Here is a 15540-nt window from a genome sequence, read left to right as displayed (position 1 = left end):
AAGAATCGCGCCTCCTTCACAAGCAGCAATCGATCAACTACCCAAAGCCTTCGAAGCCAACCAGAACAACCCGGCCGACAGCGCCACAGTCGCCGGCAGGGTCAACACCCAGGCCAGCAGAATAGTCTTCACCGTGCCACCCTGCAGGCCGCTTTTATTGGCAACCATGGTCCCGGCGACACCCGAAGACAGCACGTGAGTGGTCGACACCGGCAGGCTGAAAATATTGGCCATGCCGATCAGACTGGCCGTGGTGATCTGCGCCGACATGCCCTGCGAATAGGTCATGCCCTGTTTGCCGATCTTCTCGCCAATGGTCAGCACCACGCGCTTCCAGCCCACCATGGTGCCCAGGCCCAGCGCCAGGGCGACCGCCAGAATCACCCAGAACGGCGCGTATTCGGTGGTGGTGGTCAGGTCCTTGCGCAGCTTGTCGAGGTCAGCCTTTTCACGGGCTTCCAGGCCAGGCAATTTGCCGACTTTCTTCGCCGTGTCGTCCAGGCAGAGCAGGTAGCGACGCACTTCGATGCGGCTTTCCGACGACAGCGAATGGTAGTCCGCTACGCCTTTAAGCGTGTGCAGCAGAGCGGTGATGGTCGGTTCGGTCTGCTGCGGGTTGCAGCGGAATTTCTCCGGCAGGTCGCCTTCCACGCTCTTGCCCAGGGCCAGGAACTCACCCAGCGAATCGGCGTTGCGCTGGTAGAACTGGCTCAGGTGCAGGGTCGCGTCGCGGGTGCGTTCGATCTGGTAGGTGGTGCTGTTCAGATCGAGCACGAACTGCGCCGGTACGATACCGATCAGCACCAGCATGATCAGGCCGATGCCTTTCTGGCCGTCGTTGGAACCGTGCACGAAGCTCACGGCCATGGCCGAGATCACCAGGACCAGACGGTTCCAGAACGGCGGGTGTTTCTTGTCGTCGATCTTGCGGCGCTGTTCCGGCGTCTTGTGCATCTTCGACAGCGGGCGCCACCACTTCAGGCCGATCAGCACCAGCGCGGCGATGAGGAAGCCGGCCATCGGCGAGAACACCAGCGAGGCGCCGATATCGATCGCTTTCTGCCAGTTCACGCCATCGGCCAACGGGATGTCGTTGATCAGCGCGTTGGCCAGGCCGACACCGAGGATCGAGCCGATCAGGGTGTGCGAGCTGGAAGCCGGGATACCGAAGTACCAGGTGCCCAAATTCCAGGCGATTGCCGCGGCGAGCAACGAGAACACCATCGCCAGGCCATGGCCGGTGTTCACATTGATCAGCAGCTCAACCGGGAGCAGATGGACAATGGCATACGCCACACCCACGCCGCCCAGCAGCACGCCGAGGAAATTGAACACACCGGAAAAGAACACCGCCAGGTGCGGCGGCATGGCTTTGGTGTAGATAACAGTGGCTACCGCGTTAGCGGTGTCATGAAATCCATTGATGAACTCGAAGGCGAGGACAAACGTCAGGGCGAGCAAGAGGCTCACAAGCACCCAAGCATCCAGTCCGCTGAATAAATCGATCATGAAGGTTTTCTGACCCGGTCGTAAGGGGGCGCGATTATGCCAGAAAAGACAGGAAATCGATGCCCCGTCTGCTCACTGGTCTCACCCTTGTTCGATTTAATTTGTTGCAGGGCGTGAAAACCAGGCGTCACGAAGGGTTTTTCAACTATTTGATTTTTCTAGGGAAAATTGATTTTCAAGAGTGTTTTTCCGGCGCTTTGGCGCCTCAAACGTTTGTCTGAAATATCTCTGAAACCTGTGGGACGTTCGTTCTTGAGCCACACAATAGCGATGCAGCCGCTGCCCGCGGGTAGCGGGCGCGCGAGGTGTCGTCTTGCCACCGCGCTGAGGCTCGGGTGGACGCCGACTTTGGAATGTTCAGCAGCCGTGGCTCATGGCTCTTCGGCTTTGAGTTCCTTCTCGATTTTTTCGATTTCCTGCTTGAACACCTGATCCTGAACGGTAGGGCGCTTGCGCCATGCCTTGCGTTCCGGTTCCGGCTGAGCGGCGTAGGTGGTGACTTCCCCGCCGTAAACTTCCTTGTAACGTTGTTCCTGGCGCTCTAGTTCCGCGCGCAGTTCGTCTTTCGTCACGGTGTTACCTGTATGAGTTGAATTGGATATCCGGTGAAACACACTGCAACGAGTCAATTGAGCGAACCCGTCAGTCATCCACAGCCCGATCAGGCAGGGTGACATTGGAGAGGCAATCAAGACTTCCGTGTTACAGGCGGCTACGGCACCAGATAAAAACTGACGCAGCATCAGTTTCCTGTTTCAGCGAGCGCTGGCGTTGCATGTGTAATGGGCGCCGGGCGCTGGCCGGGGCTGAGACGAAGGGCCTCGTTCAGCAAGTCGCGGGCTTTGGATTAAAGCGCCGCGACTAGGGTGCATTATAGCGGTCGATTCGGGAATGACTATCTTTGCCAAGTTAAAAACGGTTCTGAATGTGTGACGGGTTTGTTGCTGGCAACTTTTGCCCATAGTTGAGTGTAACGACAGCGTTATAGAAACAGGCGTTCTGTTTTTGGCGCCATTAACTAGAACAACCAAGTTGTGAGCAGAATCGATAAAGGCGACTCAGGGCAATGGAAAGGCGCGCTGGGCTGGATTGCGATTATCGGTCGGCGGTTCGATAATCGCCCAATGTTGATGCCCCGGTGCTTGTGCATCGCGCGGCGAGCCGGTTGACTAGGCATTGATGCGTGCCGGACAAGGACAAGAAATGAACGATCAAATGCGCAACTCCTTCACGTCGGTGGCGCCGCCCATCGTCGCCTCGCCGGCCAAACGCATTCAGGCGCTGACCGGTGATCCGGATTTCATGACCTCGCTGGCCCGTGGCCTGGCGGTGGTGCAGGCATTTCAGGAACGTAAACGCCACCTGACCATTGCACAGATCAGCCATCGCACGGAAATTCCCCGCGCCGCCGTGCGCCGTTGCCTGCACACGCTGATCAAGCTCGGCTACGCCACCACCGACGGCCGTACCTATTCGTTGCTGCCGAAGGTGCTGACCCTCGGCCACGCCTATTTGTCCTCGACGCCGCTCGCCGTTTCCGCCCAGCCCTATCTCGACCGCATGAGCGAGCAACTGCACGAAGCCTGCAACATGGCGACGCTGGAGGGCGATGACATTCTCTACATTGCCCGCTCGGCGACCACGCAGCGGTTGATCTCGGTAGACCTTTCAGTCGGCGGGCGTCTCCCAGCGTATTGCACGTCGATGGGCCGGATTCTGTTGGCAGCGCTGGATGACACGTCGCTGGGCGAATACCTCGACCACGCTGAACTCGTCGCCAAGACCAGCCGCACCATTCACACGCCCGACGCTTTGCTTGAATGTTTGCAGCAAGTGCGTCAGCAGGGCTGGTGCATTGTCGATCAGGAACTGGAACAGGGCCTGCGCTCGATCGCCGTGCCGGTGTACGACGCCTCCGGGCAAGTGGTCGCGGCGCTGAATGTCAGCACCCACGCCGGCCGGGTCAGTCGCGCCGAGTTGGAGCAGCGCTTTCTGCCGGGCCTGCTCAGCGCCAGTCGCGACCTCAGTGCGCAGTTGTTCGCCTGAGGAAGCTGTTCGATAAACGCACAGTGTTGCGTTTATCGAATTGACGCTAAAACCCTCGGATCATTAATGTCGCGGCAGCGTCATCCGGTGCTGACGTGTATGAGCCCGCCGGACTGTCGACCACGATAATAATGACAAGAGGCAACTCACCATGCGCCCGATCCCCGTCTGTCTGTGTTTCACCCGTTGTTGCCGGGTCCCGCGCAACGCCTGATTACAATCTTCTATTCTTGTGACCGTGCCGTGCTCTGGCCGGCCGCCGTTCGACTGCGTTTTTTGCGTGGAATAAAAATAATGAACCAGCCTCAGTCCGCTGTGGGTAACTGCCTCGATGTGCAGACCTTCATCAACGACCAACCGATCTCGCGCTATCAGTGGCGGGTGGTGGTCCTGTGTTTCCGGATCGTATTTCTCGTGGTCTCGGCACCGCTGCCCTGGGCTTCATCGCCCCGGCGCTGTCGCAGGACTGGGGTATCGATCGCGCCAGCCTCGGCCCGGTGATGAGTGCCGCGCTGATCGGCATGGTCTTCGGTGCCCTCGGCTCCGGCCCTCTGGCTGACCGCTTCGGACGAAAAGTCGTACTCGTTGGCGCGGTGGTTCTGTTCGGTGGCTTCAGCCTGGCCTCGGCGTACAGCACCAACGTCGAACAACTGCTGGTGTTGCGCTTCCTGACCGGGCTCGGTCTCGGTGCGGGCATGCCCAACGCCACCACGCTGCTCTCGGAATACACCCCGGAGCGCAAGAAGTCGCTGCTGGTGACGAGCATGTTCTGCGGCTTCAACCTCGGCATGGCCGGCGGTGGTTTCATCTCGGCAAAACTGATCCCGGCGTTCGGCTGGCACGCCTTGCTGATGATCGGCGGGATCCTGCCGCTGATCCTTGCTGTGGTGCTGCTGTTCTGGCTGCCGGAATCGGCGCGTTACCTGGTGGTGCGCAACCGTGGCACCGACAAAGTGCGCAAGACCCTCGCACCGATCGATCCGATCACCGTTGCTCAGGCTTCGAGCTTCAGTGTGCCGGAACAGAAAACCGTCAAGGCGCGCAATGTCTTCGCGGTGATTTTCTCCGGCACTTACAGCACTGGCACGCTGCTGTTGTGGATGACCTATTTCATGGGCCTGGTGATCGTCTACCTGCTGACCAGTTGGTTGCCGACGCTGATGCGCGACAGCGGCGCGAGCATGGAGCAGGCCGCGTTCATCGGTGCGTTGTTCCAGTTCGGCGGCGTGTTGAGTGCGGTCGCGGTGGGCTGGGCGATGGACCGCTTCAATCCGCACAAGGTCATCGGCATTTTCTACCTGCTGGCCGGGGTATTTGCCTACGCGGTGGGGCAGAGCCTGGGCAACATCACCTTGCTGGCGACGCTGGTGCTGGTGGCGGGCATGTGTGTGAACGGCGCGCAATCGGCGATGCCGTCGCTGGCAGCCCGCTTCTACCCGACTCAGGGCCGCGCGACCGGGGTGTCGTGGATGCTCGGCATCGGCCGCTTTGGCGCGATCCTCGGCGCGTGGATGGGCGCGACCTTGCTGGGCTTGGGCTGGAATTTCGAGCAGGTGCTGACCGCACTGGTGATCCCGGCCGGCCTGGCAACGGCGGCGGTGCTGATCAAGGGCGTGGTCAGTCACGCCGATGCGACCTGACCGGGCATGAATCTTTATTGAACATGCCGACCTCTTCGCGAGCAGGCTCGCTCCCACACTGGAATGCATTTCCCTGTGGGAGCGAGCCTGCTCGCGAAGCTTTTGATCTGATTGTTAGGTGAACAACAATCCGTTCGATAAACGAACACTCAGTCGATTATCGGATTGTTTGGCGATTTTCCCAGGCTTAATCTTCAGTGACTCCGGCGCTGAACCTCGCGCCTTTTTATCACTGGCGATTCCTTACAAAAGAACAGGAGCCCGCTCCATGGCTGAGATCCTTTCGCTGCACGACGCGGTGAAGCAATTCGTCAACGACGGCGATACCGTCGCCCTCGAAGGCTTCACTCACCTGATCCCTACGGCAGCGGGTCATGAAATCATTCGTCAGGGCAAGAAAGATCTGACGCTGGTGCGGATGACGCCGGACCTGATCTACGACCAACTGATCGGCGCCGGTTGCGCACGCAAACTGATTTTCTCCTGGGGCGGCAACCCGGGTGTGGGCTCGCTGCACCGTCTGCGTGACGCGGTCGAGAAGCAATGGCCGCACGCGCTGGAGATCGAAGAGCACAGCCATGCCGACCTCGCCAATGCCTATGTCGCTGGCGCGTCCGGCCTGCCGTTCGCGGTGCTGCGTGCCTACGCCGGTTCCGACCTGCCGAAAGTCAATCCGCTGATCAAAACCGTGACCTGCCCGTTCACCGGCGAAGTGCTGGCGGCAGTGCCATCGGTACGCCCCGACGTCCCCGTGATTCATGCGCCGAAGGCCGACCGCAAAGGCAACGTGCTGCTCTGGGGCATTCTCGGTGTGCAGAAAGAAGCCGCGCTGGCGGCCAAACGCTGCATCGTCACCGTGGAAGAAATCGTCGACGACCTCAACGCACCGATGAACGCCTGTGTATTGCCGACCTGGGCCTTGAGCGCGGTCTGCCATGTACCGGGTGGCGCGCATCCGTCCTACGCCCACGGTTACACCGAGCGCGACAATCGTTTCTATCAGGCGTGGGACCCGATCGCCCGTGACCGTGAGACGTTTACCGCGTGGATCAACGAATACATCCATGGCTGCGCTGATTTCAGCGAATTCCAGGCCAAGTTGGCCGCTGCTTCGGAGGCCAAGTAATGACTTACACCACCAATGAAATGATGACCGTCGCTGCGGCCCGGCGCCTGAAGAACGGCTCGGTGTGCTTCGTCGGCATCGGCCTGCCGTCGAAAGCCGCCAACCTTGCGCGTCTGACTTCATCGCCGGACGTGGTGCTGATCTACGAATCCGGCCCGATTGGCGCCAAGCCGAGCGTGCTGCCACTGTCCATCGGTGACGGCGAGTTGGCCGAAACCGCCGACACCGTCGTGCCGACCGGTGAGATTTTTCGCTATTGGCTGCAGGGCGGGCGCATCGACGTTGGCTTCCTCGGCGCCGCGCAGGTCGACCGTTTCGGCAACATCAACACCACCGTGGTCGGCGACTACCACGCGCCGAAAGTGCGTCTGCCGGGTGCCGGTGGCGCGCCGGAGATTGCCGGCTCGGCGAAAAGCGTGCTGATCATCCTGAAACAGTCGGCGCGCTCGTTTGTCGACAAGCTAGATTTCATCACCTCGGTCGGTCACGGCGAGGGCGGCGATTCGCGCAAGCGCCTGGGCCTGCCGGGCGCCGGGCCGGTGGGGATCATCACCGACCTGTGCATCATGGAACCGGAGGAGGGCACTAACGAGTTCGTGGTCACCGCGTTGCATCCGGGCGTGAACCGCGAGCAAGTGGTCGCCGCCACCGGTTGGGCGATCCGTTTTGCCGAATCCGTTGAAACCACTGCTGAGCCGACCGACGTCGAGCTGACCGCGCTGCGTGATCTTGAAGCGCGCACCGCCGCCGCCCACGGTCAGGCACCGGGAGAAGCATGATGCGTGACGTGTACATCTGCGACGCGATTCGCACCCCCATCGGCCGTTTCGGCGGCGCACTGTCTGCCGTTCGCGCCGATGACCTGGCCGCCGTGCCGATCAAAGCCTTGATGGAGCGCAATCCATCGGTGGACTGGAATGCAGTCGATGAGGTGTTCCTCGGCTGCGCCAACCAGGCTGGCGAAGACAACCGCAACGTTGCACGCATGGCGCTGCTGCTCGCCGGTCTGCCGGACAGCGTGCCCGGCGTGACCCTCAATCGTCTTTGCGCCTCGGGCATGGACGCCATCGGCACTGCGTTTCGTGCGATTGCCAGCGGCGAAATGGAGCTGGCAATTGCCGGCGGCGTCGAGTCGATGTCCCGCGCGCCGTTCGTGATGGGCAAGGCTGATGCGGCGTTCTCGCGCAACATGAAACTGGAAGACACCACCATCGGCTGGCGTTTCATCAACCCGCTGATGAAGGCGCAGTACGGCGTCGATGCCATGCCGCAAACCGCTGACAACGTCGCCGACGACTACCAGGTTTCGCGCGAGGATCAGGACGCCTTTGCCCTGCGCAGTCAGCAACGTACCGCTGCCGCTCAGGCCGCGGGTTACTTCGCTGAAGAAATCGTCGAAGTGCGCATCGCCCATAAAAAAGGCGAAACCGTGGTCAGCCAGGACGAGCATCCGCGCGCCGACACCACAATTGAAGCGCTGGCCAGACTGAAACCGGTCAACGGCGCGGACAAAACCGTCACCGCCGGCAATGCCTCTGGCGTTAACGATGGCGCCGCGGCGCTGATACTTGCCTCGGCTGAAGCGGTGAAAAAACACGGCCTGACCGCCCGCGCGAAAGTGCTCGGCATGGCCAGCGCCGGTGTCGCACCACGGGTAATGGGCATCGGCCCGGTGCCGGCGGTGCGCAAACTGACCGAGCGCCTCGGCGTCGCGGTCAGCGATTTCGACGTGATCGAACTCAACGAGGCGTTTGCCAGCCAGGGCCTGGCGGTGCTGCGCGAGTTGGGCCTGGCCGACGATGCGCCGCAGGTCAATCCCAATGGCGGCGCGATCGCTCTCGGTCACCCGTTGGGCATGAGCGGGGCGCGACTGGTACTGACCGCCCTGCATCAGCTGGAAAAGACCGCTGGCAAGAAAGGCCTGGCGACCATGTGCGTCGGTGTTGGCCAGGGTCTGGCCCTGGCCATCGAACGCGTCTGACGCGCTGCGGCACTTACAAGAATTGAGGAAAGCGAAATGACTGACAAGCCTGGTTACCGTCGCCCACAGGCAGGCACTCAGCCTGACTACCTGCACCCGACGTATCAATCCACCAACCTGCGCTCGCCGTCCAAGCCCTTGGTGTACCTGCCCCATTCACTCTCGGAAATCACCGGGCCGACCATCGGCGCCGAGCACGTTGCCGAGAAAGACAACGACCTGACCGCGCAGCACGCCGGCGAGCCGTTGGGCGAGCGCATCATTATTCACGGCCGTGTGCTCGATGAAGACGGGCTGCCGGTGCCGGGGATTCTCGTTGAGATCTGGCAGGCCAACGCCGCCGGTCGCTACAACCACGCCCGCGACCTGCACGACGCGCCGCTGGACCCGAACTTCACCGGCACCGGCCGCACCGTCACCGATGCCGACGGCTGGTACCAGTTCCAGACCATCAAGCCCGGGGCTTACCCGTGGGGCAACCACCACAACGCCTGGCGCCCGGCGCACATTCACTTTTCGCTGTTCGGGCCGAGCATCCTTACGCGTCTGGTCACGCAGATGTACTTCCCCGGCGATCCGTTGCTCGCGTATGACCCGATCTACAACTGCGTGCCGGACACTTCGGCCAAGGAACGCCTGATCGCCAGCTTCGATCTGGAAAAAACCATTCCGTCCTACGCCCTCGGTTACCGTTGGGACATCGTGCTGCGCGGGCGTGAAGCCACGCCGATGGAGAAATAAGATGACCCTCTATGCGACCACGTCCCACACCGTCGGGCCGTATTACCACATCGGCCTGACCTGGCTGAACCGCGAAACCCTGGCCAACGAGCTGACCCTCGGCGAGCGCGTGGCGATCACCGGCCAAGTGGTCGACGGCAATGGCGATGTCGTCAACGACGCCATGCTGGAAGTCTGGCAGGCCAACGCCGTCGGCAAATATGACCACCCGGAAGACCAGCAGGACAAACCGCTCGATCCGAACTTCGAAGGCTTCGGCCGGGTGCCGGTGGATGCCGAAGGGCGCTTCCGTTTCACCACGATCAAACCCGGCACCGTGCCCGGCCTGAAAGGCTCGACCCAGGCGCCGCATCTGGTGGTGCTGGTGTTTGCCCGTGGGCTGGTCAAGCACTTGCTGACGCGGATTTATTTTGAGGGTGAACCGGCGAACGTCGATGATCCGCTGCTCGAATGCGTCCCGGCTGAACGCCGCGATACGTTGCTGGCCAAGCAGGATGCGTCCGGTGTTTACCAGTGGAACGTGATTCTGCAGGGCACTGATGCCGAGACGGTGTTCTTCGATTATTAAAAGAACACCATCAATCCCTGTAGGAGTGAGCCTGCTCGCGATGGCGGTGTGTCAGATTTAAATGGTCTGAATGACACACCGCCATCGCGAGCAGGCTCACTCCTGCAAGGGAACTGTGTTGCAGATGGAACTGTGGAACGGGACTGTTGCAAAGTATGTCTAGACTGTGACTGTCCCTATCGAGTGAAAAAACAATGACAACGCCCACCTCCCATTACACCGGGGAAGAGCGCAGCAAGCGCATCTTCGCCATTGTCGGCGCTTCGTCCGGCAACCTCGTCGAATGGTTCGACTTCTACGTCTACGCCTTCTGCGCGATCTATTTCGCCCCGGCGTTTTTCCCCTCCGATAACCCTACCGTGCAACTGGTCAACACCGCTGGCGTGTTCGCTGCCGGGTTCCTGATGCGGCCGATTGGTGGCTGGATTTTCGGCCGCGTTGCCGACAAGCACGGGCGCAAGAATTCGATGCTCATCTCGATCCTGATGATGTGCTTCGGCTCGTTGCTGATCGCCTGCTTGCCAACGTACAAGGACATCGGCGTCTGGGCGCCGGTGCTGTTGTTGTTTGCGCGCTTGCTGCAAGGCCTGTCGGTCGGCGGCGAGTACGGCACCACCGCGACCTACATGAGCGAAGTCGCGCTCAAGGGCCAACGTGGTTTCTTCGCTTCGTTCCAGTACGTGACGCTGATCGGCGGGCAACTGCTGGCGGTGTCGCTGGTGGTGGTGCTGCAACAGTTCCTCACTGAAGAAGATCTGCGCGCCTACGGCTGGCGCATTCCGTTCGTGGTCGGTGCGGTGGCGGCGCTGATTTCGCTGTTCCTGCGTCGTTCGCTGAAGGAAACCACCAACGAAGAAACCCGTGCACACAAGGATGCCGGGAGCATCACCGCACTGTTCCGCGATCACAAGGCGGCGTTCATCACCGTGCTCGGCTACACCGCTGGCGGCTCGCTGATTTTCTACACCTTCACCACCTACATGCAGAAATACCTGGTGAACACCGCCGGCATGCACGCCAAGACCGCCAGCTACATCATGACCGGCGCGCTGTTCCTGTATATGTGCATGCAGCCGCTGTTCGGCATGCTTGCCGACAAGATCGGCCGGCGCAACTCGATGCTCTGGTTCGGCGCCCTCGGCACGCTGTTCACCGTGCCGATCCTGCTCAGCCTGAAAAGCATCAGCAGTCCGTTCCTCGCCTTCGTGCTGATCACCCTGGCGCTGGCGATCGTCAGTTTCTACACCTCGATCAGCGGTCTGGTGAAAGCCGAGATGTTCCCGCCGGAAGTGCGCGCCCTGGGTGTCGGCCTGGCTTACGCGGTGGCCAATGCAATCTTTGGCGGCTCGGCGGAATTCGTCGCCCTGAGCCTCAAGGCTGGCGGTATGGAAAACGCCTTCTACTGGTACGTCACGGCGATGATGGCGGTGGCCTTCCTGTTCAGCTTGCGGTTGCCCAAGCAGGCGAAGTATTTGCACCACGATCTCTAACCCGAAGTGCGCGGGCCGTTCTGGCCCGCGCCGGCAAGGACTGTTTATGACTCAGCGACCGGGCAATCAATTGTTCGATGCCTACTTCACCGCCCGCGATATGCGCGAGGTGTTCTGCGATCAGGGCCGGGTGCAGGCGATGCTCGATTTCGAAGCGGCGCTGGCCCGGGCCGAAGCGCGGGTCGGGCTGATTCCTTCTTCGGCCGTGGCACCGATCGCCGCAGCGTGCGATGCGCACCTGTATGACTTCGCCGCATTGGGTGAGGCGATTGCCACGGCCGGCAATTCGGCGATTCCGCTGGTCAAGGCGTTGGGCAAACAGATCGCCTCGAGCGATGCCGAAGCCGAGCGCTATGTGCATCTGGGCGCGACCAGTCAGGACGTGATGGATTCCGGGCTGGTCCTGCAATTGCGTCAGGCGCTGGCGCTGATCGAAGACCAACTGACGCATCTGGCCGACTCACTTGCCGCCCAGGCACAACGTTTCGCCACCACACCATTGGCCGGGCGCACCTGGCTGCAACACGCGACGCCAGTGACGCTGGGCATGAAGATCGCCGGTTGGCTGGGCGCTGTGACGCGCAGCCGCCAGCGTCTGCGAGAACTCAAGCCACGGCTGCTGGTGCTGCAATTCGGTGGCGCGTCCGGCACGCTCGCGGCCCTGGGCGAGCAGGGGTTGCCGATTGCTCAAGCGCTGGCCGAAGAACTGCAACTGAGCCTGCCCGAGCAACCGTGGCACACCCAGCGCGATCGCATCGTCGAGTTCGGCGCGGTGCTTGGCTTGATTGCCGGCAGCCTCGGTAAATTCGGTCGCGACATCAGCCTGTTGATGCAGACCGAGGCGGCGGAAGTGTTCGAACCCGCCGCACCGGGCAAGGGCGGTTCGTCGACCATGCCGCACAAGCGCAACCCGGTCGGCGCGGCGGTGCTGATCGGCGCGGCAACGCGGGTGCCGGGGCTGGTATCGACACTGTTTAGCGCCATGCCGCAGGAGCACGAACGCAGCCTCGGTTTGTGGCACGCCGAATGGGAAACCCTGCCGGAAATCTGCTGCCTGGTGTCCGGTTCGCTGCAGCAGGCGCGTTTGCTCGCCGATGGCCTGGAGGTCGACGCCGCACGCATGGCCAGCAACCTCGAATTGACCCAAGGGCTGGTGCTGGCCGAAGCGGTGAGTATCGTCCTCGCGCAACGAGTGGGCCGCGACACCGCGCATCATCTGCTCGAACAATGCTGCAAGCGCGCGGTGGCCGAACAACGCCATTTGCGCGCCGTACTCGGTGACGAGCCGCAAGTCACCGCCGAACTCAGCGGTGCTGAACTCGATGATCTTCTGAACCCGGCGCATTACCTCGGTCAGGCGCAAGTCTGGGTCGAGCGCGCGGTGGCCGAACACAACGCTTTGACTGTCTGAAGGAGAGGGCTGTGGCTTTCGTTCAACTCGCCGATGGCGAACTGCATTATCAAATAGAAGGCCCGGCCGATGCGCCGGTGCTGGTGCTGTCCAACTCATTGGGCACCGACCTGCACATGTGGGACGCGCAGATGCCGGCGTTCACCGAGCATTTTCGCGTGCTGCGTTTCGACACTCGCGGCCACGGACAATCGCTGGTCACCGAAGGGCCGTACAGCATCGAGCAGCTGGGCCACGACGTGCTCGGTCTGCTGGATGCGCTGCACATCGAGCGCGCGCATTTCTGCGGACTGTCGATGGGCGGGCTGATCGGTCAGTGGCTGGGTATCAATGCCGGGCATCGTTTGCACAAGCTAGTCGTCTGCAACACCGCAGCGAAGATCGGTGATCCGTCGGTGTGGAATCCACGCATCGAAACCGTGTTGCGCGACGGCCCGGCGGCGATGGTCGCGCTGCGTGATGCCTCGATCGCGCGCTGGTTTACTCCGGACTTTTCGGCGGCGCATCCCGAGGCGGCGAAGAAGATTACCGACATGCTCGCCGCGACCAATCCGCAGGGCTATGCGGCCAATTGCGCGGCGGTGCGCGATGCCGATTTCCGTGAACAACTGGCTTCGATCAATGTGCCGTTGCTGGTGATTGCCGGCAGCGAAGATGCGGTGACGCCGCCGTCCGGCGGGCATTTCATCCGCGACCATGTGCGCGGCGCCGAGTACGCCGAGTTCTATGCGGCGCATTTGTCCAACGTGCAGGCCGGCACCGATTTCAGCGACCGGGTGCTGGCGTTTTTGCGAGCTCAGTGAGGAAGATTTTGTGGACGAGAAACAACGTTACGACGATGGCATGCAAGTGCGCCGCGCGGTACTGGGTGATGCCCACGTCGATCGCAGCCTGACCACGCTGACCGAGTTCAATTCGGAATTCCAGGAGATGATCACCCGCCACGCCTGGGGCGATATCTGGACCCGCCCGGGCCTGCCCCGGCACACCCGCAGCCTGATCACCATCGCCATGCTGATCGGCATGAACCGCGAAGGCGAACTGAAACTGCACCTGCGCGCCGCGGCCAATAATGGCGTCAGCCGTGGCGAGATCAAGGAAGTGATCATGCAGAGCGCGATCTACTGCGGGATTCCGGCGGCGAATGCGACGTTTCATCTGGCGGAATCGGTTTGGGATGAGCTAGGCGTCGAATCTCGAGAATAATGGCGACCGGTCTGCCGCTTTCGCGAGCAGGCTCGCTCCCACAGTTGGAATGCGTACCCGCGTAGGAGCTGCCGAAGGCTGCGATCTTTTGATCTTGTTTTTAAAAAATCAAAATCAAAAGATCGCGGCCTTCGGCAGCTCCTACAAGGGCCGGTAGTTAGAGCAGGCTGATCGGGTAGCTGACGATCAATCGGTTCTCATCAAACTCGTTATTGCTGAAATCCCGGCGCATGGTCGAGTTGCGCCATCTGACGTTCAAGTCTTTCAACGTGCCGCTCTGCACCGTGTAACCCAGTTCCGATTCGCGACCCCATTCCTTGCCGTCGGTAATCGTCCCGGTGTGCACGTTGTCGCCACTGATGTAGCGGTTCATCAGGGTCAGACCGGGGATGCCCATGGCGGCGAAATTGTAGTCGTGGCGCAGTTGCCAGGAGCGTTCCTGAGCGTTGTCATAACTGGCGTTGTAGCTGTCGTTGGCCAGGGTGCCGCCACTGCTGCCGTTGACCCGCATCCACGCGCTGTCGCCGGTCAGTTTCTGCAGGCCGACGTAGAACGTGTTGCCGCCGTATTTGGCGGAGAACATCCCGTACCAGGTCTTGTTGTCGAGATCGCCGGCGCGGGCGCTGCCATCTTCCTTGCCATAGAAAAAGCCGAGGTTGGCGCCCAGCGTCCAGTCGCCGAGCGGCTGGCTATGCAGCACGTTGAGGTACTGCTGGCTGTAGATGTCCTTGAGCTGCGCGTTCCATAAGCCGATCTGCGTGCGCTTGTCGTTGAACAGGTATTCGCCGCCCTGGAAGTTGAAACGGTCAGAGGTGAACGCGGCTTTGCCGGTCATCGACATGTCGCTCATGCTGCTGTCGTCGCGCGGGCTGTTGGCGCGGAACTGGCCGCCATAGAGGGTCAGGCCAGCGATTTCCTTCGAAGTGATCTGGCCGCCACGAAAAGTCTGCGGCAACGAACGACCGTCGTCCGAACGCAGGATCGGCAGCACTGGCATCCATTCGCCGACCTTGACTTCGGTCTGCGAGAGTCTGGCCTTGAACGCGACGTTGGTGCGACCGAAGTTGTCCGCCGGGCGACCGTCATGGTCCAGTGGCAACAACTGCGTACCGCCCGTGCCTTTGCCGCCATCAAGCTTGACCGAATACAGCCCGAGCACGTCCATGCCGAAACCGACGGTGCCTTGGGTGAAGCCGGATTTCGCGTCGAGGATGAAACTCTGCGTCCACTCTTCAGCCTTGCCCTGGGCTTTGGTCGGGTTGGTGAAGTTGCGGTTGATGTAGAAGTTGCGCAGGTTGAGGTTGACCTTGGCGCCTTCGACGAAGCCACCTTCTTCGGCGCTGGCTGGCAGGGCCAGACCGGCGATGGCCAGGGCGATCACACCGGGCAATGCATAAGGCACAGGGAAAACTGTCATGGACTTGGGTCTCTCTTGTTTTTTTAGGGCGAACGGCTGCGCTGTCGCGGCGTGTGCGGCGCAGGCAAAGTGATGCGAGTCTGAGGTGGAGCGTGGCGGTCAGCCGGGCGGGGCAGGGCGCTGGAGCATGGTGTCGAACCTTGTTGTTATTGGTTTTCTGGGTCGAATGGTGAAGGGCGCGGATGATTGGATTCAATTAGGAAAAGCGGGTTTTGGGCGGTTATCGAACGCAAGATTCCTTTGGATTAGGTGGTGGGTGTGAGGTCCTCTTCGCGAGCAGGCTCGCTCCCACAATTGGAATGCGTTTCCCTGTGGGAGCGAGCCTGCTCGCGAAGAGGCCAGTTCGGCCGTCAAACCTTTCCGACAGGCAACAAAAAGCCCACCAATAAGGTGGGCTTGATGTAT

At 61.3% G+C, this 15540-nt stretch carries 14 protein-coding genes and 1 pseudogene; 12 read left to right on the top strand and 3 right to left on the bottom strand.

The features are described 5' to 3' along the window. Window positions 1–33: 33 nt before the first annotated feature. Window positions 34–1509, bottom strand: a complete 1476-nt coding sequence (locus tag AEQ63_RS17040) for an inorganic phosphate transporter (protein ID WP_042608193.1) — start codon at window positions 1507–1509, stop codon at window positions 34–36. Between the two features lie 59 nt (window positions 1510–1568). Between AEQ63_RS17040 and AEQ63_RS28660 the strand changes: the two genes are divergently transcribed. Next, a complete protein-coding gene (locus AEQ63_RS28660; RefSeq protein ID WP_161806088.1) occupies window positions 1569–1730 on the top strand; it encodes a hypothetical protein in 162 nt (53 codons plus the stop codon). A gap of 150 nt (window positions 1731–1880) precedes the next feature. On the opposite strand, the gene AEQ63_RS17035 is transcribed toward AEQ63_RS28660, so the two are convergent. Continuing rightward, window positions 1881–2081 carry a hypothetical protein gene (locus tag AEQ63_RS17035; RefSeq protein WP_008080067.1) on the bottom strand — a complete coding sequence of 67 codons (201 nt, stop codon included), beginning with the start codon at window positions 2079–2081 and terminating at the stop codon, window positions 1881–1883. Between the two features lie 631 nt (window positions 2082–2712). On the opposite strand from AEQ63_RS17035, the gene pcaR reads away from it, so the two are divergent. From pcaR to pcaC, 11 genes and pseudogenes are all read left to right on the top strand, one after another. After that, window positions 2713–3555, top strand: a complete 843-nt coding sequence (gene pcaR / locus AEQ63_RS17030) for a pca regulon transcriptional regulator PcaR (protein ID WP_016771343.1) — start codon at window positions 2713–2715, stop codon at window positions 3553–3555. A gap of 294 nt (window positions 3556–3849) precedes the next feature. Further along, window positions 3850–5195: pseudogene (locus AEQ63_RS17025) on the top strand (MFS transporter). A 268-nt stretch (window positions 5196–5463) separates the two neighbouring features. Next, the gene (locus tag AEQ63_RS17020; protein ID WP_064364187.1) at window positions 5464–6321 is read left to right on the top strand and encodes a CoA transferase subunit A; all 858 of its coding nucleotides are present in this window, start codon (window positions 5464–5466) and stop codon (window positions 6319–6321) included. Continuing rightward, a complete protein-coding gene (locus AEQ63_RS17015) occupies window positions 6321–7100 on the top strand; it encodes a CoA-transferase subunit beta (protein ID WP_064364186.1) in 780 nt (259 codons plus the stop codon). Before AEQ63_RS17020 ends, AEQ63_RS17015 begins: the two co-directional genes overlap by 1 nt. Then, window positions 7097–8302, top strand: a complete 1206-nt coding sequence (gene pcaF / locus AEQ63_RS17010; protein ID WP_172667894.1) for a 3-oxoadipyl-CoA thiolase — start codon at window positions 7097–7099, stop codon at window positions 8300–8302. Before AEQ63_RS17015 ends, pcaF begins: the two co-directional genes overlap by 4 nt. Before the next feature lie 36 nt (window positions 8303–8338). Then, a complete protein-coding gene (pcaH, locus tag AEQ63_RS17005; RefSeq protein WP_042608189.1) occupies window positions 8339–9043 on the top strand; it encodes a protocatechuate 3,4-dioxygenase subunit beta in 705 nt (234 codons plus the stop codon). A gap of 1 nt (window position 9044) precedes the next feature. Further along, on the top strand, window positions 9045–9611 hold the full coding sequence (gene pcaG, locus AEQ63_RS17000) for a protocatechuate 3,4-dioxygenase subunit alpha (RefSeq protein WP_064364185.1): 567 nt from the start codon (window positions 9045–9047) through the stop codon (window positions 9609–9611). A 194-nt stretch (window positions 9612–9805) separates the two neighbouring features. Beyond that, a complete protein-coding gene (locus AEQ63_RS16995) occupies window positions 9806–11101 on the top strand; it encodes an MFS family transporter (RefSeq protein WP_039762664.1) in 1296 nt (431 codons plus the stop codon). Between the two features lie 46 nt (window positions 11102–11147). Beyond that, the gene (locus tag AEQ63_RS16990; protein ID WP_064364184.1) at window positions 11148–12512 is read left to right on the top strand and encodes a 3-carboxy-cis,cis-muconate cycloisomerase; all 1365 of its coding nucleotides are present in this window, start codon (window positions 11148–11150) and stop codon (window positions 12510–12512) included. Between the two features lie 11 nt (window positions 12513–12523). Continuing rightward, on the top strand, window positions 12524–13315 hold the full coding sequence (pcaD, locus tag AEQ63_RS16985) for a 3-oxoadipate enol-lactonase (RefSeq protein ID WP_064364183.1): 792 nt from the start codon (window positions 12524–12526) through the stop codon (window positions 13313–13315). 10 nt (window positions 13316–13325) lie between these two features. After that, on the top strand, window positions 13326–13718 hold the full coding sequence (pcaC, locus tag AEQ63_RS16980; protein ID WP_025110738.1) for a 4-carboxymuconolactone decarboxylase: 393 nt from the start codon (window positions 13326–13328) through the stop codon (window positions 13716–13718). Between the two features lie 157 nt (window positions 13719–13875). On the opposite strand, the gene AEQ63_RS16975 is transcribed toward pcaC, so the two are convergent. After that, on the bottom strand, window positions 13876–15135 hold the full coding sequence (locus AEQ63_RS16975; protein WP_064364182.1) for an OprD family porin: 1260 nt from the start codon (window positions 15133–15135) through the stop codon (window positions 13876–13878). Between the last annotated feature and the right edge of the window lie 405 nt (window positions 15136–15540).

The sequence above is a fragment of the Pseudomonas sp. RIT-PI-o genome (assembly GCF_001297215.1).
GTDB lineage: Bacteria > Pseudomonadota > Gammaproteobacteria > Pseudomonadales > Pseudomonadaceae > Aquipseudomonas > Aquipseudomonas moraviensis_A.
This window is presented reverse-complemented; position numbering and strand designations above follow the sequence as displayed.